The organism is Roseburia inulinivorans DSM 16841 (assembly GCF_000174195.1).
GTDB lineage: Bacteria > Bacillota > Clostridia > Lachnospirales > Lachnospiraceae > Roseburia > Roseburia inulinivorans.
On record NZ_ACFY01000055.1, the window covers coordinates 1 to 22,681 of the forward strand.

The 22,681-nt window shown below is 42.1% G+C and carries 16 protein-coding genes and 2 pseudogenes; all 18 read left to right on the forward strand.

Features of this window, described 5'->3' with window-relative positions:
* Positions 1 to 3,495, forward strand: a pseudogene (locus ROSEINA2194_RS19620) (type IA DNA topoisomerase); the annotation flags it as partial.
* 123 nt (positions 3,496 to 3,618) lie between these two features.
* Positions 3,619 to 5,328: a methyl-accepting chemotaxis protein gene (locus ROSEINA2194_RS05950; protein WP_044927336.1), complete on the forward strand. Its 1,710-nt coding sequence runs from the start codon at positions 3,619 to 3,621 to the stop codon at positions 5,326 to 5,328.
* 83 nt (positions 5,329 to 5,411) lie between these two features.
* Entirely contained in the window at positions 5,412 to 6,083 is a 672-nt protein-coding gene (locus tag ROSEINA2194_RS05955) for an LbetaH domain-containing protein (RefSeq protein ID WP_021922694.1), read from the forward strand.
* 178 nt (positions 6,084 to 6,261) lie between these two features.
* Positions 6,262 to 6,954 (forward strand): iron-sulfur cluster assembly scaffold protein, encoded by a 693-nt coding sequence (locus ROSEINA2194_RS05960; protein WP_007884479.1) that lies wholly within the window; start codon positions 6,262 to 6,264, stop codon positions 6,952 to 6,954.
* A 19-nt stretch (positions 6,955 to 6,973) separates the two neighbouring features.
* Complete coding sequence (locus ROSEINA2194_RS05965) at positions 6,974 to 7,984, forward strand: GGGtGRT protein (protein ID WP_007884481.1); 1,011 nt, start codon at positions 6,974 to 6,976, stop codon at positions 7,982 to 7,984.
* A 72-nt stretch (positions 7,985 to 8,056) separates the two neighbouring features.
* The gene (locus tag ROSEINA2194_RS05970) at positions 8,057 to 9,544 is read left to right on the forward strand and encodes an AlbA family DNA-binding domain-containing protein (RefSeq protein WP_007884483.1); all 1,488 of its coding nucleotides are present in this window, start codon (positions 8,057 to 8,059) and stop codon (positions 9,542 to 9,544) included.
* Between the two features lie 116 nt (positions 9,545 to 9,660).
* The gene (locus ROSEINA2194_RS19625; RefSeq protein ID WP_007884484.1) at positions 9,661 to 10,785 is read left to right on the forward strand and encodes a hypothetical protein; all 1,125 of its coding nucleotides are present in this window, start codon (positions 9,661 to 9,663) and stop codon (positions 10,783 to 10,785) included.
* Between the two features lie 237 nt (positions 10,786 to 11,022).
* Complete coding sequence (locus tag ROSEINA2194_RS05980) at positions 11,023 to 13,122, forward strand: YhgE/Pip domain-containing protein (protein ID WP_044927338.1); 2,100 nt, start codon at positions 11,023 to 11,025, stop codon at positions 13,120 to 13,122.
* A gap of 12 nt (positions 13,123 to 13,134) precedes the next feature.
* Positions 13,135 to 13,677, forward strand: coding sequence for a hypothetical protein (locus ROSEINA2194_RS19630; protein WP_007884490.1), 543 nt, complete (start codon positions 13,135 to 13,137; stop codon positions 13,675 to 13,677).
* A 2-nt stretch (positions 13,678 to 13,679) separates the two neighbouring features.
* Complete coding sequence (locus ROSEINA2194_RS05990) at positions 13,680 to 15,431, forward strand: YhgE/Pip domain-containing protein (protein ID WP_007884493.1); 1,752 nt, start codon at positions 13,680 to 13,682, stop codon at positions 15,429 to 15,431.
* 238 nt (positions 15,432 to 15,669) lie between these two features.
* A complete protein-coding gene (gene ilvN, locus ROSEINA2194_RS05995; protein ID WP_021922686.1) occupies positions 15,670 to 16,170 on the forward strand; it encodes an acetolactate synthase small subunit in 501 nt (166 codons plus the stop codon).
* An 82-nt stretch (positions 16,171 to 16,252) separates the two neighbouring features.
* A complete protein-coding gene (gene ilvC / locus ROSEINA2194_RS06000) occupies positions 16,253 to 17,275 on the forward strand; it encodes a ketol-acid reductoisomerase (protein ID WP_007884496.1) in 1,023 nt (340 codons plus the stop codon).
* 236 nt (positions 17,276 to 17,511) lie between these two features.
* The gene (locus ROSEINA2194_RS06005) at positions 17,512 to 18,294 is read left to right on the forward strand and encodes a Cof-type HAD-IIB family hydrolase (RefSeq protein WP_007884498.1); all 783 of its coding nucleotides are present in this window, start codon (positions 17,512 to 17,514) and stop codon (positions 18,292 to 18,294) included.
* An 81-nt stretch (positions 18,295 to 18,375) separates the two neighbouring features.
* The gene (locus ROSEINA2194_RS06010; RefSeq protein WP_044927339.1) at positions 18,376 to 19,563 is read left to right on the forward strand and encodes a DUF2974 domain-containing protein; all 1,188 of its coding nucleotides are present in this window, start codon (positions 18,376 to 18,378) and stop codon (positions 19,561 to 19,563) included.
* A gap of 236 nt (positions 19,564 to 19,799) precedes the next feature.
* Positions 19,800 to 20,084, forward strand: coding sequence for a co-chaperone GroES (gene groES / locus ROSEINA2194_RS06015; RefSeq protein WP_021922683.1), 285 nt, complete (start codon positions 19,800 to 19,802; stop codon positions 20,082 to 20,084).
* Between the two features lie 38 nt (positions 20,085 to 20,122).
* Complete coding sequence (gene groL / locus ROSEINA2194_RS06020) at positions 20,123 to 21,745, forward strand: chaperonin GroEL (RefSeq protein ID WP_007884503.1); 1,623 nt, start codon at positions 20,123 to 20,125, stop codon at positions 21,743 to 21,745.
* A gap of 157 nt (positions 21,746 to 21,902) precedes the next feature.
* Positions 21,903 to 22,421, forward strand: a complete 519-nt coding sequence (locus ROSEINA2194_RS06025) for an NUDIX domain-containing protein (protein WP_007884519.1) — start codon at positions 21,903 to 21,905, stop codon at positions 22,419 to 22,421.
* A 136-nt stretch (positions 22,422 to 22,557) separates the two neighbouring features.
* Positions 22,558 to 22,681, forward strand: a pseudogene (locus tag ROSEINA2194_RS23490) (methylglyoxal synthase); the annotation flags it as partial.

A 22,681-nucleotide genomic window follows, 5' to 3' on the forward strand; every position in this document is an offset into this window, starting at 1 on the left:
TAACGGAGAAACCAAGTGTTGCGCAGGAGTTCGCACGGATTCTTGGTGTATCAGGCAGAAATGACGGATACATAGAAAATAGTGATTACGTCATTACCTGGTGTGTCGGTCATCTTGTGGAGATGGTCTACCCGGAGGTATATGATGAAAAGTATAAAAAATGGAAGTTAGAGGATCTTCCTTTCCTTCCAAAAGAGTACAAATATGATGTGATCCCGGCGGTCAGCAAACAGTATGATGTAGTACATAAAATGCTGCACCGCGAAGATATCGATACCGTCTACTGGGCAGGGGATGCCGGAAAAGAAGGACAGACCATTGAGGAAAACATCCGTATGTACGGCGGTGTCCGCGAGGGGATGAAAGAGCTGCGCGTCTGGATCGATTCCCAGACAGAAGAGGAGATCAAGCGGGGCATCCGGGAGGCAAAACCGATGTCGGATTACGCGAACCTCGGAAAATCCGGCATTATGCGGACCATTGAGGATTACGCGATGGGAATCAATTTTTCCCGCGCGATGTCTGTGAAATATGGAAATCTTTTAAATGATGCGGCAGGGACGAGAAGCTATACTGCAATTGCAGTCGGACGTGTCATGACCTGCGTGCTCGGTATGGTCGTGATAAGAGAGCGTGAGATCCGCAATTTTGTGGAAACACCATTTTACCGTGTAGTCGGAAGTTTTACGGATGCAAACATCGAGGCGGAGTGGAAAGCGGTAGAAGGTTCTAAATACTTTGAATCTCCATTATTGTATAAGGAAAACGGATTTAAAAAGCAGGAGTCTGCGGAAAACTTAATTGCAGAACTTTCCGGGAAAACAGCGGTTGTGGAATCTATTGAGCGTGGAACTTCCAGAAAGAAAGCACCGCTTCTTTTTAACCTCGCAGAATTGCAGGCAGAGTGTTCGAAACGTTTTAAGATCAGCCCGGATGAGACGTTGCAGGTTGCACAGGATCTCTACGAGAAGAAGCTGACGACCTATCCGAGAACGGATGCACGTGTGCTCTCAACGGCAGTGGCAAAAGAAATCGGAAAAAATATCAGCAGACTGAAAGGCTATGAGCCGGTGCAGGGGTATGTGGAGCGTATCATGAAGGAAGGACTTCATTACAACATTGCGAAGACCCAGTATACGGATGACTCGAAGATCACCGATCACTATGCGATCATTCCGACCGGACAGCTCACAGAACTGCGTTCTTTAAATGAACTGCAGAGAAGTGTGTATGATCTGATCGTCCGCCGTTTCTTAAGTATTTTTTATCCGGCAGCAGAATATCAGACGGTAAAACTTGTGGTGGCTGTCGGAGAGGAAAAACTTTTTGCCGGTGCAAAAGCATTAAAGACGCCGGGATTTTTAGAGATTGCAGGGAGAAAACAGGAAGAAGAAAAAGAAGGCAGCAAGGATGAAAACGAGGAGACGGATAGTCCGGGGCTTCTGGAACTGGCAGATCAGTTGACTAAGGGGCAGGAACTGCCGGTCAATGGTTATTCTCTAAAAGAGGGAAGCACGAAGCCACCGAAACGCTACACTTCCGGTTCGATGGTGCTTGCGATGGAAAATGCCGGACAGCTGATCGAGGATGAAGAACTGCGTGCACAGATCAAAGGCTCCGGAATCGGAACTTCTGCCACCCGCGCAGAGATCATCAAAAAACTGGTGCGCATCGGTTACCTGCACTTGAATAAAAAATCACAGATTCTGTCGCCGGAGGTGTTGGGCGAGATGGTTTATGAAGTCGTAAATATGACCGTCCCGGCACTTTTGAATCCGAAAATGACTGCTTCGTGGGAAAAAGGACTTGACGGAATCACGCGCGGAACGGTGATCATGGAAGATTACCGGGAAAAACTTGAGGATTTCATCCGAAAAGAGACATTAAACATGGTGGAACGGAATCTGACGTCACGGCTTGTGGCACAGATCCAGCCGTTGACCGGAAAGGGCGCAAGAGGCATTGCGGCGAAGAAAAAGCTTGGCATTGCCTGTCCGGTCTGTGGCGCGGAGCTTGTAACAACACCGTTTGGCTATGGGTGCAGCAATTATAAAAAAGACGGCACCGGCTGTGGCTTTTCCATCGGAACGATTGCAGGGCGTGATCTTTCGGAGGAGGAGTTCCGGGATTTGATTACAAAAGGAAGAACAGATGTTCTGGATGGCTTTGTCTCCAAATCGAAGAAGAAATTCCCGGCGTCACTTGTTTTGCAGAAGGATGAGGAGGGAAAAATCAATATCAGTTTTGATTTTTCGGCAAATGAACCACAGGTGGTGGAAGGAATCAAATGCCCGTCCTGCGGCGGTGACATTGTGACGACAGCCTACGGGTTCCGGTGTATTCATTTTGACCGGGAGAAAGAGGACAGTTGTGATTTCTCTGTCGGAAAAATTGCAGAGAAAAGTCTGAATGTGTCACAGCTCACAGAACTCATTACGAATGGAAGAACCGGAACAATCCGCGGCTTTAAATCAAAAAATGGAAAGAAATTTGATGCCTGTCTCTGTCTGGAAAAAGATGAAAACGGTAAGACTGTCATTAAGTTTGATTTTGAGCATGTGGAAGCAAAAAAAGTAAAAGATGTTGTCTGTCCGCTCTGTGGAGGCGAGATCATCCAGACCCCATTTGGATTTGGATGTGCGAACTATACGAAAGATGATCCGGAAAGCTGCCGCTTCTCCATTGGAAAAATGGCAGAGAAATCACTGACAGAATCACAGGTCAGAGAACTTTTGACGAACGGAAGAACCGGAACAATCCGTGGATTTAAGTCAAAGACCGGAAAAAATTTGATGCACGCGTGGCGTTAAACCGGGATGAAGCCGGAAAAGTGACCGGGTTAAAATTCGATTTCACGGATTTGGAGCCGGTGAAAGTAAAGGATGTGAAATGTCCGCTCTGCGGCGGGGAGGTCATCCAGACCCTGTTTGGCTACGGCTGTGCCAATTACTCGAAGGACAATCCGGAGAGCTGTAAATTTGCTATCGGAACAATCGCGGGCGTGAAGCTGAAGGAGGCACAGGTGAAAGAACTGCTGCTCCGTGGCAAAACGGAAGTCATCAAAGGTTTTATCGCAAAGACCGGCATGATGTTTGACGCACCGTTGAAGCTTACGCCGGAGGGACAGGTGACGTTCGATTTTCCGGAGAAACCAAGGCCTGTAGACACGACCTTAAAATGTCCAAAATGTGGACACTTTATGAAAAAATCCCAGTGGTATTACGAGTGTGAATGTGGATTTAAAGTGGCACATACGGTGGCAAAGGTGGAGTTAGAGGAAGCCGTTATGCAGGAACTTTTTGAGACCGGAAAGACGAAGAAAAAATAACCGGATTTACATCAAAAGCGGGGAATGTGTTTGATACCTGCCTGAAATTTGAGGACGACAGAATCAGTTTTGATTTTGATAATCCGGGAGAAAACGTGGTGTTGGAAAATGCAAAGCCAGCTGAAAGCGCACAGAATCAGGAAAAACAAACTATGTTTGAAGCGTAAATAAAATGTAAAAAAATTGACAAAATTTATTGATTTTTGTCGGGTACAGGGTTATGCTTATATACAGTGGTACGGTACATTGAGATATGTGCGTACAAAAATAAATACAAAGGAGACATAGGGATGAAAAAGGGTCATGATTTAAAAATACGTGAAAAACTTTCTAAGAGTTACATGCAGGTTATTTTTATTGCAAGTATCTCAGCAATCGTAGGAATCGGTGCGTTATTAATTATGACAAAGATGTATAACCATGCGCTTACCAATTATGGATTCTCCCAGGGAGATATCGGGAAGGCGATGACAGTGTTCGCCGATGCGAGGAGTGATCTGAGGGGTGCGGTCGGTTATGACGAGGAAAGTATTATCAAAGACTTAAAAGAGGATTATTACGTAAAACAGGATTCATTTAATACATACCTTGCAGAAGTCGAAAAGAGCATGGTGACAAAAGCCGGAAGAGATGCGTACAATCAGATCCTTGCCGATCTGGATGGATATTGGGAACTTTCCGATGAACTGATCGAAATCGGAGCCACGACAGATGAAGCCGGCAGCAAGGAAGCGCAGGATCGGGCGGTCAAAGAACTCAAGCCAATGTATGAGGCTGTTTACAATGATCTGAAAGATCTGATGGATGTCAATGTCCAGAAGGGAGATCAGACAGAAGCAATCCTGGCAGTGATGGAGATTATTGTTGTGATCATCATTATCGCAGTGATAATTCTTTCCGTTTTGAGTGGCAGAAGATTGGGAAATCAGATCGCAGATGGAATCGCAAAGCCGTTGCGGCAGATGTCAGAGCGCCTGAAAACATTTGCGGAAGGAGATCTTGACAGCGAGTTCCCGGAGTATGATGCGAAGGACGAAGTTGCAGAAATGATCGAAATGGCAAGAGAGATGGCAGACAACCTGAATGTGATCATCTCTGACAGCGGAAGACTTTTAAATGAGATGGCAGATGGTAATTTTGCTATCGCAACAGATCATGAAGAAAGATACACCGGAAAATTCAATGATCTTCTTATTGGAATACGCAACATGAACCGCAAAATCAATGATTCTCTCCACCAGGTAGAGGAGACGGCAGAACAGGTATCCATGGGATCAGGCAATATGGCAGAGGCTGCGCAGTCTCTGGCAGAAGGTGCTACGGAACAGGCCGGAGCAGTCGAAGAGCTTCAGGCAACCATTGCTGATATCACTGCCAACGTAGAACACACAGCAGCGGATCTTCAAAAGTCTCATGCTGATGCAAGAAAATATGCAGATGATGCGGATCGCAGCCGTGATCAGATGCATGCAATGGTGGAAGCTATGCAGCGTATCAGCGAGTCTTCCATGAAGATTGAGAATATCATTTCCGAACTGGAGGATATCGCAAGCCAGACAAACCTGTTATCTTTGAATGCTTCCATCGAGGCAGCACGTGCAGGTGAGGCAGGAAAGGGATTTGCAGTTGTTGCTGACCAGATCCGTAAACTTGCAGAACAGAGTGCGGCTTCGGCAGTTTCCACAAGAGAACTGATCGAGGGTTCTATCCATGACGTTGAAGATGGAAATAAAGCGGTTGCTTTGGTTTCAGAGACATTAGACGAGGTGATCAAAGGAATTAATGCTATTGCAGATACATCCAAGTCCTTAAGTGAGAACTCACAGTCTCAGGCAACGGCTATGGAGCAGGCAGAACAGGGAGTCAACCAGATTTCCGAAGTTGTTCAGTCCAACTCTGCTATGGCACAGGAAACATCTGCTACCAGCGAAGAATTGTCTGCACAGGCAGAAACGCTCGATAACCTTGTAAAACAGTTCAAATTAAGAGAACAGAAATAAAAGAATAATAAGAATAATAATATAAGAAAAGGAGTCACAGCAGAGCTGTGGCTCTTTGCATGAAAAACAGGAAGGAAGAAAAAATGGAAAACGCAAAAATCAGTAATTTGTACGATCTGAATGAGACAATTGCGAAAGAATATTTAGAGCAGTTTACTTATCCGTGGGAAGCATTAAAAGGAATCAGTGAATTTATCAAAAAGTTGGGACCTACATTAGATCCTGAAAAGTTTGAAAAACGCGGCGAGGACATCTGGGTTGCCAAAAGTGCAAAGGTTGCACCGACTGCCTGCTTAAATGGACCGCTCATCATTGATGAGGAGGCAGAGGTTCGTCACTGCGCATTTGTAAGAGGAAGTGCTATTGTCGGAAAAGGCTCTGTTGTCGGAAACTCTACCGAGTTGAAAAACGATATTATTTTCAATTCTGTACAGGTGCCACACTATAATTATGTAGGAGATTCTATTCTGGGATACAAATCCCATATGGGTGCAGGTTCTATTACCTCAAATGTGAAATCAGACAAGACACTTGTAGTAGTAAAGGATAAGACAACCGGGGAAGAAATCGAGACAGGCTTGAAGAAGTTTGGTGCAATGTTAGGTGATTTTGTGGAAGTAGGATGTAATTCCGTGCTGAATCCGGGTACTGTGATCGGAAGCCACAGCAATGTTTATCCGCTGTCCATGGTGCGTGGCGTTGTTCCGGCAAACTCTATTTATAAAAATAAAAATGAAATTGTAGAAAAGCAGTAAAAATTCCGAAATGATATATTGCTTGTGGTATGTTTTTCTTTTTTACAAAAAAGTACATAAATTTTATGGTTTCTACTTGTGAAAATGAAAAAAATGTGCGAAAATGTTTGAAGTATGTTAAGCATCTAACAATGTTTAACAGATGACATATCTATTTATATGTGAAAGGAGACTTAAAATGATTTACACTAAGGAAGTCGAAAACATGTGCCCAGTAGCAAAAGGCGCAAAACATGAACCAGCTCCAATTCCAGAAGAAGGAAAATGGGTTCACTCTAAAAAAATTGAAGATATCTCAGGATTTACACACGGTGTAGGCTGGTGTGCACCACAGCAGGGTGCCTGTAAGCTTTCATTAAATGTAAAGAATGGTATCATTGAGGAAGCTTTAGTTGAGACAATCGGATGTTCCGGTATGACTCACTCTGCAGCTATGGCAGCAGAAGTTTTACAGGGAAAAACAATCCTTGAAGCTTTAAATACAGACTTAGTTTGTGATGCTATCAACACAGCTATGAGAGAATTATTCTTACAGATTGTTTACGGACGTACACAGAGTGCATTCTCTGATGACGGATTAGCAATCGGTGCTGGTCTTGAAGACTTAGGAAAAGGACTTCGTTCCCAGGTTGGTACAATGTACGCAACAAAAGAAAAAGGTGTTCGTTACCTTGAGATGGCAGAAGGCTATGTAACAGGTATCGCCCTTGACGAGAACAATGAAGTTATCGGATATCAGTTCGTTTCTCTTGGAAAAATGACTGACTTCATCAAAAAAGGTGATGACCCTAACACAGCATGGGAAAAAGCAAAAGGACAGTATGGTCGTGTAGCAGATGCTGTTAAGATCATCGACCCAAGAGAAGAGTAAGGAAAGGAGACGAACGAAAATGGCATTATTTGAAGGATATGAAAGAAGAATTGACCAGATCAATGCTGTATTAAACAGCTATGGTATCAGCTCTATCGAAGAAGCTGAAAAAATTACAAAAGATGCTGGACTTGATGTTTACGATCAGGTAAAGAAAATCCAGCCTATCTGTTTTGAGAACGCTTGCTGGGCTTACACTGTAGGTGCAGCGATCGCAATTAAAAAAGGATGCACGAGAGCCGCTGATGCTGCTGCAGCAATCGGTGAAGGTCTTCAGGCATTCTGTATTCCAGGTTCTGTTGCTGACCACAGAAAAGTAGGTTTAGGACATGGTAACCTTGGTAAAATGTTATTAGAGGAAGAGACAGAGTGCTTCTGCTTCTTAGCAGGACACGAGTCTTTCGCTGCTGCTGAGGGTGCAATCGGTATCGCCGAGAAAGCAAACAAAGTACGTCAGAAACCATTAAGAGTTATCTTAAACGGTTTAGGAAAAGACGCAGCACAGATCATCTCCCGTATCAACGGATTCACATTTGTTGAGACACAGTATGATTACAAAGCAGCAAAATTAAACGTAGTATATGAGAAAGCATATTCTGATGGACTTCGTGCAACTGTAAAATGTTACGGTGCTGATGATGTTCAGGAAGGTGTTGCTATCATGCATCATGAGAACGTAGGTGTATCTATCACAGGTAACTCTACAAACCCAACACGTTTCCAGCATCCAGTAGCAGGTACATACAAGAAAGAATGTATCGAGCAGGGTAAGAAATACTTCTCCGTAGCATCCGGCGGTGGTACAGGACGTACACTTCACCCAGATAACATGGCTGCAGGTCCGGCTTCTTACGGTATGACAGATACAATGGGACGTATGCACTCTGATGCACAGTTCGCAGGATCTTCTTCCGTACCAGCTCACGTAGAGATGATGGGACTTATCGGTATGGGTAACAACCCAATGGTAGGTGCTACTGTCGCTGTAGCTGTAAGTGTTGAGGAAGCTCACAAGGCTGGTAAGTTCTAAAAGGTCGAATAATATAAAGATTTGGCAGGTCTCCGGGAAAACCCGGAGACCTCTTTTATATGATATAATTAAATGGGGTATATAGAAAAAATAGAAGGAAATAATAGTCTGAAGGCAGGTGTGGGTATGAATGTAAATGAGCTGAAAAAGATAATTGAATCCGGCGAAAAGATAAATGTTGAATTTAAATTGTCTGAGAATGATTTGACAAAAGATGTGTATCAATCGGTATGTTCTTTTAATAATCGTAATGGAGGGCATATTATTCTTGGCGTAGTTGACCAAACAAAAGAAATTCGGGGTGTAAATCCCCAAAAGACAGATAAAATGCTTAAGGATTTTACAACGTCCGTTAATAATGCTAATAAAATAAATCCACCGCTTTATCTTACACCACAGATATTTGATATAAATGGAAAGACAGTCATTTATATCTGGGTGCCAGAGGGAACACAGCTTAGACGATTGAATGGTCGTATATGGGACAGGACACATGAAGGGGATATTGATATTACAGACAATGCGGAATTGGTATACAAAATGTATGCAAGGAAGCAGAGCACTTATTTTGTGAATAAGGTTTATCCGAAGCTTGGATTGGATTTCCTTGATTTTGATGTGATTCAAAGGGCAAAAAAGATGGCGGTTTCAAGGGTGGATAATCACCCATGGTCAAATATGAATGAAGAAGAAATTCTGAGAAGCACAGGACTTATTTTAGCAGATCCAGATACCGGTCAGGAGGGAATTACGCTTGCGGCAATTTTGTTGTTTGGTAAAGATCAGACCATTATGTCTGTATTACCACAGTATAAGACAGATGCTATTTATCGTGTGAAAAATATGGATCGTTATGATGACAGAGAGGTTATTATTACAAATTTAATAGATAGTTATCGCAGATTAATGGATTTTGGAAAAAAGCATTTGAATGATTCTTTTGTGCTGGATGGTGACCAGAGTGTCAGTGCCAGAGATAAAATATTGAGGGAAATCATTTCTAATATATTAGCACATCGCGATTATTCCAATGCCTACACTGCACAATTTGTGATTGAAAGTAACAGAATTTTTACTAAAAACAGCAATTTGCCTCACGGACATGGTGAATTGAAACTGAATCAGTTTGAACCTTTTCCGAAAAATCCACCAATTTCAAAAGTATTTCGTGAAATTGGTTATGCGGATGAACTCGGCTCTGGTATGAGGAATACCAATAAGTATACAAAATTATATTCGGGTGGAACACCTGTGTTTTTGGAGGATAATATTTTTGAAATTGTGATTCCAATGGAATCTGTTGCGAGTTTGCAGGTTGGACCAGGTGAATTTTACAAGGTAACTGAAAGGGTGACTGATAGGGTAACTGATAGGGTGACTGAAAAAGAGCAGGAGATTCTCGCATTATTATTAGAAAATGCGGGTTATACTATGCCACAGTTGGCGGAAAAATTAAAAATCAGCAGAAAAACAGTGGCAATGCGTTTAAAATCTTTGAAAGAAAAATCAGTGATAGAGCGTGTGGGTTCAGACAGAAAGGGTTATTGGAAAATAAATTAAAAAAGTTGGACAAAAATTTTAAGAATTTGATATTAAAAACTTTCGTGTTGCAAATACTTTCACAATTTGCTACAATAAAGTGGTAGCAAATACACACACGGAGGAGAAAAAGAGTTATGAGTGAAAATTTTAACGAACAGAACGAAAATAACCAGAACGAATATGGCACAAGCCAGAACATTTACGGAAACACCCAGACTACATACGGTGATACCCAGAATTCATATGGCAGTGAAAACAACTATGGAGGTACACAAAACAGTTACGGCGGTACGCAAAATACATATGGCTATAACAATCAGCCACAGTATCAGTCCGGGATGGAAAATCAGCAGCAGGAGCTTGTGCCACAGATGAGTGTTGGACAGTGGATGCTGACCTATTTATTGGTGAACATTCCAATTGTAAATATCGTTATGTATATTATCTGGCTGATCGGAAAAAATCCAAAAGACGCAATCCGCAAAAACTGGGCAAGAGGACAGTTATTTATGGGTCTTATTATATTTGGAATTATGTTGATCTTCACAATTATTGCATTGACGGTTTCAACGCTGGTCGGTGGAAGTTCGAGTGGCTCCAGTAAAATAGACACAGGCGTGACAAGCGATTATTATGCAGCGGATGATGACGGAGATCAGGCGGAGGACATCTTCAATCACGATTCCGAAGCCGCAACACTTCCAGATACTTCCGAAGACAGACCGGTTGTAGATGCAGAGCCGATGGACGGAACATGGGAGGATATGTCATTTTTCTTTGACGGACATGAGTATTCCTTGCCATTTGCCTACAGTGAGATAGAGGCGAATGGATGGACATTTGATATAGCGGATTATGGTTACGAAGATGGTTATGTGATGAATGCGGGCGACCAGACTTATGAGTCAATTGAACTGAAAAATCCGGATTATCCAGATGTGACAGTAAAGATTGGCTTTGTAAATCTGGACAGTTCAGCAAAAGATATTACAGAATGTGACATTTATGCATTTTCTTTGGATACCTGTTATGGATTTGATCAGGTAGACGCATTCCCGATTATGTCAGTCAGCGGTGGATTGACGATTGGAATGGATGAACAGTCAGCGGTTGCAATCATGGGAGAATGTGATGATGTATATGAAGCTGAAGAATATAACAGTTATTCTTATCAGGATGAGGAGTACAACAGACATCTTGATTTTGAGGTAAATGACGAAAATGGTATTACATATTTTGACCTTACCTATTATCAATAAAAATCATAGAATACAGGAATGATACATAAAACAGATACTGCAGGAAAGAAAAGAATTCCGTGCAGTATCTGTTTTTCTTTGCCATAATTACAAAAAAAGGAAATTGTATGTTTCAAAATGATAAAATTAACGTTATAATAATATCTGTTTTATGGAAAAATTTGTGTTTCAGTAACAAAATACGTTATAATAAATATTGGAACTCAAAAAGAGAAATAAATGCAGGAGTACGAGAGAATGAGGACTATTTTCAGGATTTTCAAAAGTGATGTGAAGGGGTTGTGGAGAAATAAGCTTGCGCTTTTGATCGCACTTGCAATCTGCGTGCTTCCATCCCTGTATGCATGGTTTAATATCTATTCGAACTGGGATCCTTACAGCAATACGGGAACGATACCGGTTGCGGTTGTTTCTGTGGATAAAGGATATACCAAGAGTGATGGCGAATTTGTGGTCATGGGTGATACCGTTATCGACAATCTGAAGGAAAATGACAAGATTGGCTGGCAGTTTGTAAAGACGGAGGATGATGCGGTCGACGGTGTATACAGTGGTGATTATTACGCTGCGATTGTCATCGGTGAGAATTTCAGTGAGAGCATGTACGGTTTTGCGGACAATGACCTGGTACATCCTTCTGTTACCTATTATGAAAATGAGAAGAAGAATCCAATTGCTTCCAAGATTACGGATACAGCAAAAGGAACGCTGCAGACAAGTATTAATGAAGAGTTTGTGAATGTTGCAGTTTCCACTGTCATGGAGAGTATGAATGAACTCGCAGATGATGCACAAAAGACGCAGTATATCACTAAAATTATTGATAAACTGGATTCTGTCAATAAGAATCTGGATGATTATCTTGTGACAATTGATAACCTGATGTCCTGCAACGCAACCCTTGCGTCAAATTTAAAAACAGCAAGCGGAGAGGTTTCCAGTGCGTCCGGTAAATTAAATAATGGTGTTGCACAGGTCAACAAGGCAAAAGCAGATGCACAGCAGACGATCACTACGTTGCAGTCCCAGATGGATCAGGTATACCAGAGTATCCATACTCATTTGCAGGAAGTGAATACGACATTGTCAAAAGAACTTCCAACTGCGGAAGAAATTGCGAATGCCGCAGATAATGTATCGAATTCTACCCAGCAGATTGAGCTGTTAAAACAACTGTTACAGAGTGATCTGATTCCTGCCGGAAGCAACAAGGATGATATCATTAAACTGCTCGACAGCATTGAGCAGACAACAACTGCGGTACAGGGAGTATTGCAGAACCGGATAGGTGATCTTAACAATGCTGTCTCAGGAGATCATGCGGCAATCAAAGCGGCAGCCAATCTGATCGATGCGGTCATGCCGATCGTAGAAAAACAGTTACAGGCAGATGTTGCAACGATGAAGGCAAATATTTCTGCTGCTTACAACAATATGGTAGCCTCCTTAAACAGCATGAATAAAGGTCTGGAAGGTACCGGTGTGGCTTTGGGCAGTCTCGGAAACACAGTGAGCAGTTCCAATGGAAGTTTTAACACTTTAAAAGAAATCATAAGTTCTGCGAAAGAGGAGCTGAATACGATCTTATCAGAATTGAATGAAGTGGAAGATGGGGAGAAATACGATCAGTTCATCCGTATCCTGTCCACGGATCCGGAAGTGATGGGAGAGTTCTTTGCATCCCCTGTTACGATTCAAACAGAGAGAGTTTATCCGGTTGAAAACTATGGATCTTCTGTCACACCATTCTATACAATACTTGCGCTCTGGGTTGGAGCTGTTATTTTAGTTGCGCTGATCAAAGTGCAGGTGGAGGATGAAAAGTTTGCAGGCACCAGATCATATCAGAGATATTTTGGAAGATTTTTACTGTTTTTTGTTTTGGGACAGTTACAGGCAGCAATCGTTGTCCTGGGAGATCTGTATCTGTTAAAGGTACAGTGTTTAGAACCGGTACTTTTTTATATCGTTGCTGCGTTTACAAGTTTTACCTTTAACCTGTTGATCTATACTTTGACGGTTTCTTTCGGAGATGTGGGAAAGGCATTTGTCGTTGTTGTCATGGTTATCCAGATCGCAGGATCCAGCGGAACATATCCGATTGAGATTTTGCCGCAGTTTAACCAGAATATTTACAAATACTTCCCGTTCCCATATGCGATCAATGCAATGCGTGAGACGATCGGCGGCATGTATGAGAACGATTACTGGATGTACATGAGCCAGCTGGCAGTGTTTGCAATTGCAGCGCTGATCATTGGACTGTTTGTGAGAAAACCATTTATGAAGATGAATCACTTTGTGGAAGAGCGTATGGAAGATACGAAAATGATGTAAGGAGAAGATGCAATGGAAACAAATTATGAAGAATCTTATCGCAGGATCATGGAATACCAGAATGAAGAACATCTGCGTAACCAGAAAAAAATACGGTGGGGAATCCGTTGTGTCATTCTGATTCCAATGATATTTTTGATGCTGATGTTTTCCATGGACAGTTCGAAAGTAGTATTTCTGGTGCTTTGGATTGTTTCTTTGTTTACAATTTCTGCCTATCTGATCTATGTGGAATATATGGATTATACATTGCAGGAGCGTCTGACAGAGCTTGGAATTAAAGAGGATGGCAAAATTGACACGCTTCTTCCAAACAGCAGTATTGACAGCCGGTTAGCAGAGATGGAACGAAAGATTGCTGCCGACCGTGCAATCCTTGCAAAATATTTTGGAGAGTCTGGGATTATGCCGGATGAGGCATTGCTGGAAGAAAAAGAGGAAGAGACAGATGAGGAGAAAGATTCTGACGGATCTTCCGAAGAAAAGATATCCGGGAACAGGGACGGTAAGAAGAAAGAGAAGAAAAAAGACAGGAAAAAGGATAAGGAAGATTAGATATGTTGAACATTTTTCGGATTTTTATATCGGATTTTAAAAGGATAAAAACAAATGTTGTAGCGGTTGTTATAGTCATCGGCTTATCGATTCTTCCTTGCTTGTATGCATGGTTTAATATTTTATCCAACTGGAGCCCGTATGGACCGGATGCAACGTCGAATATTAAAGTTGCAGTTGCATCGGACGACAAGGGGATCACGATTGACGACACCGAGTTTAATATGGGTGAAACTGTAATCGAGGGATTGGAAGCAAATACAACGATTGGCTGGGTGTTTACAGACACGACAGAGGAAGCAATCGATGGTGTTTACAGTGGTGATTATTATGCTGCCCTTATTATGCCGGAAGATTTTACGGAAGACATGGTAAGTTTTCTTGCGGATGAGATGGAGCATCCTGAGATCACCTATTACACAAATGAAAAGAAAAATGCGATCGCTCCAAAGATTACAGACAAAGCAAAAACTGCAGTTCAGCAGACGGTCAATACACAGTTTATCTCTACGCTGATCAAAAGCTGCATGCAAGTTTCAGATGGACTGATTGATTCTTCGGTTCTGGAAGAAGAAACAGGATCTTCCAATGTCATTGATATGCTGATCGGAAAATTAGAGGAAGCAGATGCAGATCTTGCAGTGTATGAGAATTTGCTGGATTCTCTGATGTCGGTATCAGGAAATGCTGCATCTACTACAAATCAGTTTTCAGCTGTATATCCGGACATGAAGAGTGCGATCACAAGTGGACAGAGTGCAATGGGCAATCTACAGAATGTGACGGGAACAGGATTGGCATCCCTTGGAACAATTTCAAAGGGATTATCTGCTACTTTTGGAGGTATCAGCAATGCGCTTGGCTCTATCGCAAAGGCATTGGATACTTCGAATGGAAATCTGTCACAGCTTTCTGCAACATTAGCATCTGCGAATATCAGTCTCTCGGGTACAAAAGATGCAATCACGGATATGCGCGGGGTGATCGGAGGACGTTTGGAGCGTCTGAACCAGATGAAGGGGGAAGAGGGATATGAGATCTTATCTAAATTGTTAGCTCATGACCCGGAAGAGATTGGAAGTTTTATGGCTTCCCCGGTTGAGATTGAGACAGAGGCAGTTTACGAGGTGGACACTTACGGTTCTTCCATGGCGCCATTCTATACCGTGCTGGCACTCTGGGTAGGTGGACTGATCCTTGTTGCAATCATACATACAAAAGTAGAGATGGAACCATTCTTTAAGAATGCAAAGCCGCATCAGCAGTTTTTTGGAAGATATATCACATTCTTTCTGATCGCGCAGGTTCAGGCGCTGATCACGGTATTGGGTGATCTGTACTTTATCGGGATTGAGTGCGCACATCCGTTTTTATTCTGGCTGGCAGCATCCTGCTGTAGTTTTGTGTTCGGCTTTTTAATGTATGCACTGACAGCGGCGTTTGGAAATATCGGTGAAGGTATTGCGATCATTATCATGGTCATTCAGGTTGCGGGAGCCGGATGTACATTCCCGATTGAGACACTGCCAAAAGTATTCCAGGTCTTCTATCAGTTCCAGCCGTTTAAGTATGCAATGGGTGCAATGAAAGAGGCAGTAGCCGGAATGTACCGGGATGATTATTGGAAAGATCTTGCAATTTTACTGTCTTATACGGTGATCTCCCTGATCGTTGGTCTTGTGCTTGCGGTTCCGTTCCGCAAACTGAACCATATTCTGGAGGAAAGCAAGGAAAAATCCGGCGTTATGCTTTAAGAGCGGAGCGTGCATTCTATTGTTTGAACAGGCTGGGTATGGTATGCAGTTCTATAATTATTATTCATGTAAATATACAAAAGATAGTCATACAGGTTATGATAAATATGCACAAAATATATAGGCAAATATCGTCTCAGACGTTGACAAAGAAATATGATATTGATATTATTTAACTTAAATATGAGTGAGTAAAACTGTAAAGCGCAAAAGACTTTACAAGGAAGAGGTTTTCATTATGAGAAGACAGGTATTATCTCTCTTAGTTGAGAACAATCCGGGTGTTACAAGCCATATTTCTGGATTATTCAGCCGAAGAGGATATAACATTGACAGCTTTTCTTCCGGGGTGACTGCTGATCCGCGGTATACAAGGATTACTATTGTAGCAAGTGGGGACGAGCAGATTCTAGAACAGATCGAGAAGCAGCTTGCCAAGTTAGAAGATGTGGTTGATATCAAGAAATTGGAGCCGGGTTCTTCAGTGACAAGAGAACTCATTTTGGTTAAGATTCGTGCAAAAGACACCGAACGCCAGCCGATTCTTAATGTGACAGAGATTTTCCATGGGAAGATCGTAGACGTCACAAATGATTCCATGGTCATTGAACTTACAGGTCATCAGGACAAGCTAGAGGCTTTTCTGGATCTGTTGCAGGGATATGACATACTGGAGTTAGCGCGCACCGGTATTACAGGACTGTCCAGAGGAACAGCCGATGTAAAAATTATGGAATAATAGTACATAAAACAAGGAGGACAAATCCTCTCCTCATCATGGGATTCGGATTTTTCCTTCAGAAAAACAAGGAGGATTTAAAATGGCAGCAAAAATTTTTTATCAGGAAGATTGTAATCTCTCATTATTGGATGGAAAGACAATCGCTATCATTGGATATGGTAGTCAGGGACATGCACATGCATTAAACTTAAAGGATTCCGGATGCCATGTTATCATTGGTCTTTATGAGGGAAGTAAATCCTGGGCAAAGGCTGAGAAACAGGGATTTGAAGTATATACAACTGCAGAGGCAGCTAAGAAAGCAGATATCATCATGATCCTGATCAATGATGAGAAACAGGCAGATATGTATAAGAAAGATATCGAGCCAAACTTAGAGGCAGGTAATATGTTAATGTTCGCTCATGGATTCAACATTCATTTCGGATGTATCGTTCCACCAGCAGACGTTGATGTTACCATGATCGCACCAAAAGCTCCAGGACATACAGTACGTTCTGAGTATCAGGCTGGAAAAGGAACCCCTTGTCTGATCGCTGTTGAGCAGGATGCAACTGGAAAAGCACAGGATCTTGCACTTGCATATGCACTTGGTATCGGTGGAGCAAGAGCCGGTGTCTTAGAGACAACATTCAGAACAGAGACAGAGACAGACCTCTTTGGTGAGCAGGCAGTTCTTTGTGGTGGTGTCTGTGCATTAATGCAGGCTGGTTTCGAGACATTAGTAGAAGCTGGTTATGATCCAAGAAATGCATACTTCGAGTGTATCCATGAGATGAAACTGATCGTAGACTTGATCTACCAGTCAGGTTTCGAAGGAATGAGATATTCTATTTCCAATACTGCAGAGTACGGTGATTACATCACTGGACCTAAGATCATCACAGAGGATACCAAGAAAGCTATGAAACAGATTCTTTCCGATATCCAGGATGGTACTTTTGCAAAAGACTTCTTATTGGATATGTCACCAGCAGGACGTCAGGTTCATTTCAAAGCGATGAGAAAGAAAGCTGCTGAACATCCATCAGAGCAGGTTGGTAAAGAGATCCGTAAACTTTACAGCTGGAACAACGAAGAAGATAAATTAATCAACAACTAAATTTAATTTACTTCATACATAATAAGGAAAGAGGTTGTCAAACTTAGATGACGTATCGTTATTCGAGGGTTTGGCAGCCTCTTTTTTTGTTATGGCGACGGGAAATGCAGCGTAAATTTGGATATGGCAGGAAAGATTTGCAGAGAAAGCCTTTCTTACTATGCAAAAATAGAGAAATCGGATATACTTGAAAGGAATTACAAAGTCAGAAAAATAGAAATGAAAAGGAAATCAGGATGAAAAAGGCAGTATTTTTTGATATTGATGGTACACTATGGAACTATCAGATGCAGATACCGGAAAGCACCGTGTTGGCAATCCGGAAACTGAGAGAAAATGGACATTATGCATTTATCTGCAGTGGAAGAAGCCGTTCGAATATACAAAGTCCAAAATTATTGGGGATTGGATTTGATGGTGTGGTTGCTTCCTGTGGGGCACATATTGATTTTCACAAGGAGACAGTCTATCAGGTGCTGTTAACAGAGAGGCAGGTGACGCATGCACTAAGTGTGTTAAAAGAATATCATATGCCGGTCGTGTTAGAAGGACCGGAGTATGTGTATGTGAATGAAAGTGATTTTTTAGATGATCCTTATGTGATACATCTGCGCAAAGAACTGGGGGAACATTTGCGAAACATTCCCACAGACCGCAGTGAGATTCAAATCAACAAAATGAGCAGCATTGCACCGACTGTGGATGCCAGACAGTTTGTAAAAGAGATGGGAGAAGATTTTGACGTAGTCATTCACGGTCAGGGGATCATAGAGATTAACCCGGCAGGAATTTCCAAGGCAACGGGCATTCGGAAAGTCTGTGAAATGATAGACATTCCGCATGAGGATACGTTTGCATTCGGCGACAGTGCGAATGACCTTGAGATGCTTGCATATGTGGCGCACAGCATTGCGATGGGAAACGGAACCTCGAAAGTGAAAAATACCGCAGAGTTCGTGACACGTTCTGTGGATGAGGACGGTATTTTGCACGGACTGAAACATTATGGACTGATATAGGGGAGGACACGCCCTCTGCTCACCAGAGGGTAAATTTTATAAATAAAATTACATTTTTCTTCGAAAAACTAGGAGGGCAATATGTCAAATTTAATGGATTATCTGGACTGGCGCGGTGACCTGACATTTCGGGAGGCGCCTTTTAATGAGGTGGACAATCTGATACTGGCACAGCTTGTATATGTGGAATTTGCAGGAATTGTTCCGGCGCCGGGGGAAGAGGGAACGATCACGGTAAAAGAAGCATGTGAACTCTTTTTTGCGGCACATGACAGAAAAGAGATCATGGAGCGTGTGTCTATGACGAAAACAGCAGCATTTGTGTTAGAGAAGATGGCACAGACAGAGCGTTTCTGCAATGCGCAGTTGTTTGGCTATATCAACGACATCAGCAAAGAGGAACAGTCCCAGTTTTCTGTGGTATGTGTCCGGTTGGATGATAAGAGTATCTATGTATCTTTCAGCGGAACAGACAATACGATTGTGGGCTGGCGCGAGAACTTTAACATGGGTTATCTGTCCGAGACACCGGGGCAGTTGAAAGCCGTCGATTACTTGAATCATATGGTGAAAGAGGATTGGAAAAAAATCAGAGTCGGGGGACATTCCAAGGGTGGAAATCTTTCCGTATACGCATCCGTCAAATGTGACCGGAATATCCAGAAGAGGATCGTGAAGGTGTACAGCAATGACGGACCTGGATTTAGCGAAGAAATGATCCAGAGTAAGGAATACCAGCGGATGCTGCCAAAAATCAAGACCATTCTGCCGGAGTCCAGCATTGTAGGCATGCTGCTTGAGCATCAGGAAAAGTTTGAAGTGGTAAAAAGTTCCCAGAGTGGTATCCAGCAGCATGATGCCATGTCATGGGAAGTGCTTGGCAGCCATTTTGTCTATGTGGAGGAGGTCGCACCGCAGAGCATCCTGCTCGACGAGACGATGAAAAAATGGATTTTCCAATTGACGAAAGAACAGCGCGAGGAGATTGTCGATACGGTCTTTTCCATGCTCGATGATGCCAAAATCTATACGGTGGATGATTTTTACAACAGCAAATGGAAAAAAGTGCAGGAGCTGATGAAAGCAAAGAGCAAGCTTTCACCGGAAACACAGGAGCTTTTCTCACAGGCACTGCGCATGTTATGGAAAACCGGAAATCAGACGGTGAAAAAGTCTGTAAAACAGGCAGTTTTAGAGAAAGTGGAAGAAGCCAATTCTCTATTTTCCACCGATAAATCTAAAAAAAGTATGAAATCATCGAAAAAGTAATATGATATAAAAAAGAGAGAAAAAAAGAGAAATAATGAGAAAATACGAAAAAATATAGATATAAATACCTCTAGATTTGGTTGCGAATTCAGAGCAAAAAACATATTATATGACTATCAGTTAGCACTCAAATTAAATGAGTGCTAATAACACATGATAACAATAGAAAGTCTGATAACTTTCTACAATATCAAAAGAAAAAAAGAAAAGAATATATATTGAATGGAGGAATCATCATGAAATTAGTACCATTGAGTGACAGAGTAGTTTTAAAACAGTGTGAGGCAGAGGAAACTACAAAATCAGGAATTATTCTTACAAGCAGTGCACAGGAGAAACCACAGGAAGCAGAAGTGATCGCAGTTGGTCCTGGCGGAATCGTGGATGGAAAAGAAGTTACCATGCAGGTAAAAGAGGGACAGAAAGTTATTTATTCCAAATATGCAGGAACAGAAGTGAAATTAGACGGCGAAGAGTATATCATCGTAAGACAGAATGATATACTTGCAGTTGTTGAATAAAAAGTTATTTAGATTAAAATAGAAAGAGGTAGAAAATCATGGCAAAAGAAATTAAATACGGATCAGAAGCCAGAGCAGCATTAGGCGCAGGTGTTGACAAATTAGCAAATACAGTAAGAGTTACATTGGGACCAAAAGGAAGAAACGTTGTTCTTGACAAATCTTATGGTGCTCCACTTATCACAAACGATGGTGTGACGATCGCAAAAGAGATTGAGTTAGAAGATGCTTTCGAAAACATGGGAGCACAGTTAGTAAAAGAAGTTGCAACCAAGACAAATGATGTTGCCGGTGATGGTACAACAACAGCAACGGTTCTGGCACAGGCAATGATTCAGGAAGGTATGAAGAATCTGGAAGCAGGAGCTAATCCGATCATCCTCCGCCGTGGTATGAAGAAAGCAACTGACAAAGCGGTAGAATCCTTGAAAGCAATGTCATCCAAAGTAAACGGTAAAGACCAGATTGCAAAAGTTGCAGCAATTTCTGCTGGTGACGAGGAAGTTGGTAACATGGTAGCAGACGCTATGGAAAAAGTTTCCAACGACGGTGTTATCACAATCGAAGAGTCCAAGACGATGCAGACAGAGCTTGATCTTGTAGAAGGTATGCAGTTCGATCGTGGTTACTTATCCGCATATATGTGCTCTGATATGGATAAAATGGAAGCTACATTAGATGATCCATATATCCTGATCACAGACAAGAAGATCAGCAATATTCAGGAAATCCTTCCGCTGTTGGAGCAGATCGTCCAGAGCGGTGCAAAATTACTCATCATTGCTGAGGATGTGGAAGGTGAAGCATTAACAACCTTAATCGTAAACAAATTGCGTGGTACATTCAATGTTGTAGCTGTCAAAGCACCTGGTTATGGTGACAGAAGAAAAGCTATGTTAGAGGATATCGCAATCCTTACAGGTGGTCAGGTGATCAGCTCTGATCTTGGTCTTGAATTAAAAGATACAACGATGGATCAGCTTGGTCGTGCAAAATCCGTTAAAGTTCAGAAAGAGAACACGATCATCGTTGACGGTGCCGGTGACAAAGATGCCATTCAGGGAAGAATCAAACAGATCCGTGCGCAGATCGAGGAGACAACATCTGAGTTTGATAAAGAAAAATTACAGGAAAGACTTGCCAAGATGGCAGGCGGCGTAGCAGTGATCCGTGTTGGTGCAGCTACAGAGACAGAGATGAAAGAAGCAAAACTTCGTATGGAAGATGCTTTAAATGCTACAAGAGCAGCAGTAGAAGAAGGTATTATCGCAGGTGGTGGATCTGCATATATCCATGCGTCCAAAGAAGTTGCTAAATTAGCAGATACTTTAGAGGGGGATGAGAAGACAGGTGCAAAAGTAATCTTAAAAGCACTGGAAGCTCCATTGTATTACATTTCTGCAAATGCAGGATTAGAGGGCGCAGTTATCATCAATAAAGTAAAAGAGTCCGCACCTGGAACAGGTTTCAACGCAGCTACAGAAGAGTATGTAGATATGGTTGAAAACGGAATCCTTGATCCGGTCAAGGTTACAAGAAGCGCATTACAGAACGCAACATCTGTAGCATCTACTTTACTTACAACAGAGTCTGTTGTTGCAAATATCAAAGAAGATGCTCCTGCAATGCCAGCAGGTAACCCGGGAATGGGAATGATGTAAAATCTGACGAGAGAATCAGATAAATGAGAAAAAGACCATAGCCAGAAGAGTCGAAGAGATAACTTTTGGCTATGGTCTTTTTTGTGCTCTTCGTTGCACACTGATATGTGGTGTGGTAAAATGTGCATAATCAAAGATACGAAAGAAGGGGTGGCACATGGAACTTCTCAAAAAGTTTGATGCACAGAATTATAAAGACACGACCAGTGTTTTTGAAAAATATACCATACGTGGGATTATCGTGCGGGATGGAAAGATTGCCATGCAGTGCAGCAAAGAGGGAGAGTACAAGATCCCGGGCGGTGGCATGGAAGCAGGAGAGACCTACGTGGAAGCTCTTGCAAGGGAAGTAAAAGAAGAAACCGGACTATTTATCATCCCGGAAAAAGCAGTGGAACTCGGTGAGATTTTAGAAGTCCGGAAAGATATTTTTGAAGACACAAAAAAATTTATCTGTCATTCCCTTTTCTATTATTGTGAGGAGACCGGGGAGGAAGCTCCAATCCATCTGACAAAGAGCGAGATCGCAAAAGGATATTGCTTAAAATGGGCGACACCGCAGGAAATCTACGACACGAATATTGCGATGGAAAAAGACCCGTGGATCATCCGTGACACGGCATTTATCAAAATGATCCTCGATGGAAAGATTGCGGCATTACATGGAATCCTCTGATCCATGACAATAGAATGTCCGCAGAGCGTATGTTGTATTGCATATTTTTGTGTGGTGCAATTTGAAAAATTGTGATACAATTTATTTGCGTGTTGCGAAAGAACACAGGCACGAATAACAGGTGAAGGAGAAATTCATGAACAATAATTACATAACACTTACCATTGGAAAAAGAAAAATATCGCGCTTATCGCGCATGATAATAAAAAGGCAGACCTGATTGAATGGTGCGAGCAGAATAAAGATATTCTGACACAGCA

Excerpts from the sequence above, each read along its gene's own strand:
- groES (WP_021922683.1), top strand. The coding sequence starts at position 19,800 with ATGAAATTAGTACCATTGAGTGACAGAGTAGTTTTAAAACAGTGTGAG.
- ROSEINA2194_RS06025 (WP_007884519.1), top strand. The coding sequence starts at position 21,903 with ATGGAACTTCTCAAAAAGTTTGATGCACAGAATTATAAAGACACGACC.
- ROSEINA2194_RS05965 (WP_007884481.1), top strand. The coding sequence starts at position 6,974 with ATGGCATTATTTGAAGGATATGAAAGAAGAATTGACCAGATCAATGCT.
- groL (WP_007884503.1), top strand. The coding sequence starts at position 20,123 with ATGGCAAAAGAAATTAAATACGGATCAGAAGCCAGAGCAGCATTAGGC.
- ilvN (WP_021922686.1), top strand. The coding sequence starts at position 15,670 with ATGAGAAGACAGGTATTATCTCTCTTAGTTGAGAACAATCCGGGTGTT.
- ROSEINA2194_RS05970 (WP_007884483.1), top strand. The coding sequence starts at position 8,057 with ATGGGGTATATAGAAAAAATAGAAGGAAATAATAGTCTGAAGGCAGGT.
- ROSEINA2194_RS05960 (WP_007884479.1), top strand. The coding sequence starts at position 6,262 with ATGATTTACACTAAGGAAGTCGAAAACATGTGCCCAGTAGCAAAAGGC.
- ROSEINA2194_RS19625 (WP_007884484.1), top strand. The coding sequence starts at position 9,661 with ATGAGTGAAAATTTTAACGAACAGAACGAAAATAACCAGAACGAATAT.
- ROSEINA2194_RS06005 (WP_007884498.1), top strand. The coding sequence starts at position 17,512 with ATGAAAAAGGCAGTATTTTTTGATATTGATGGTACACTATGGAACTAT.
- ilvC (WP_007884496.1), top strand. The coding sequence starts at position 16,253 with ATGGCAGCAAAAATTTTTTATCAGGAAGATTGTAATCTCTCATTATTG.
- ROSEINA2194_RS05980 (WP_044927338.1), top strand. The coding sequence starts at position 11,023 with ATGAGGACTATTTTCAGGATTTTCAAAAGTGATGTGAAGGGGTTGTGG.
- ROSEINA2194_RS06010 (WP_044927339.1), top strand. The coding sequence starts at position 18,376 with ATGTCAAATTTAATGGATTATCTGGACTGGCGCGGTGACCTGACATTT.
- ROSEINA2194_RS19630 (WP_007884490.1), top strand. The coding sequence starts at position 13,135 with ATGGAAACAAATTATGAAGAATCTTATCGCAGGATCATGGAATACCAG.
- ROSEINA2194_RS05990 (WP_007884493.1), top strand. The coding sequence starts at position 13,680 with ATGTTGAACATTTTTCGGATTTTTATATCGGATTTTAAAAGGATAAAA.
- ROSEINA2194_RS05950 (WP_044927336.1), top strand. The coding sequence starts at position 3,619 with ATGAAAAAGGGTCATGATTTAAAAATACGTGAAAAACTTTCTAAGAGT.
- ROSEINA2194_RS05955 (WP_021922694.1), top strand. The coding sequence starts at position 5,412 with ATGGAAAACGCAAAAATCAGTAATTTGTACGATCTGAATGAGACAATT.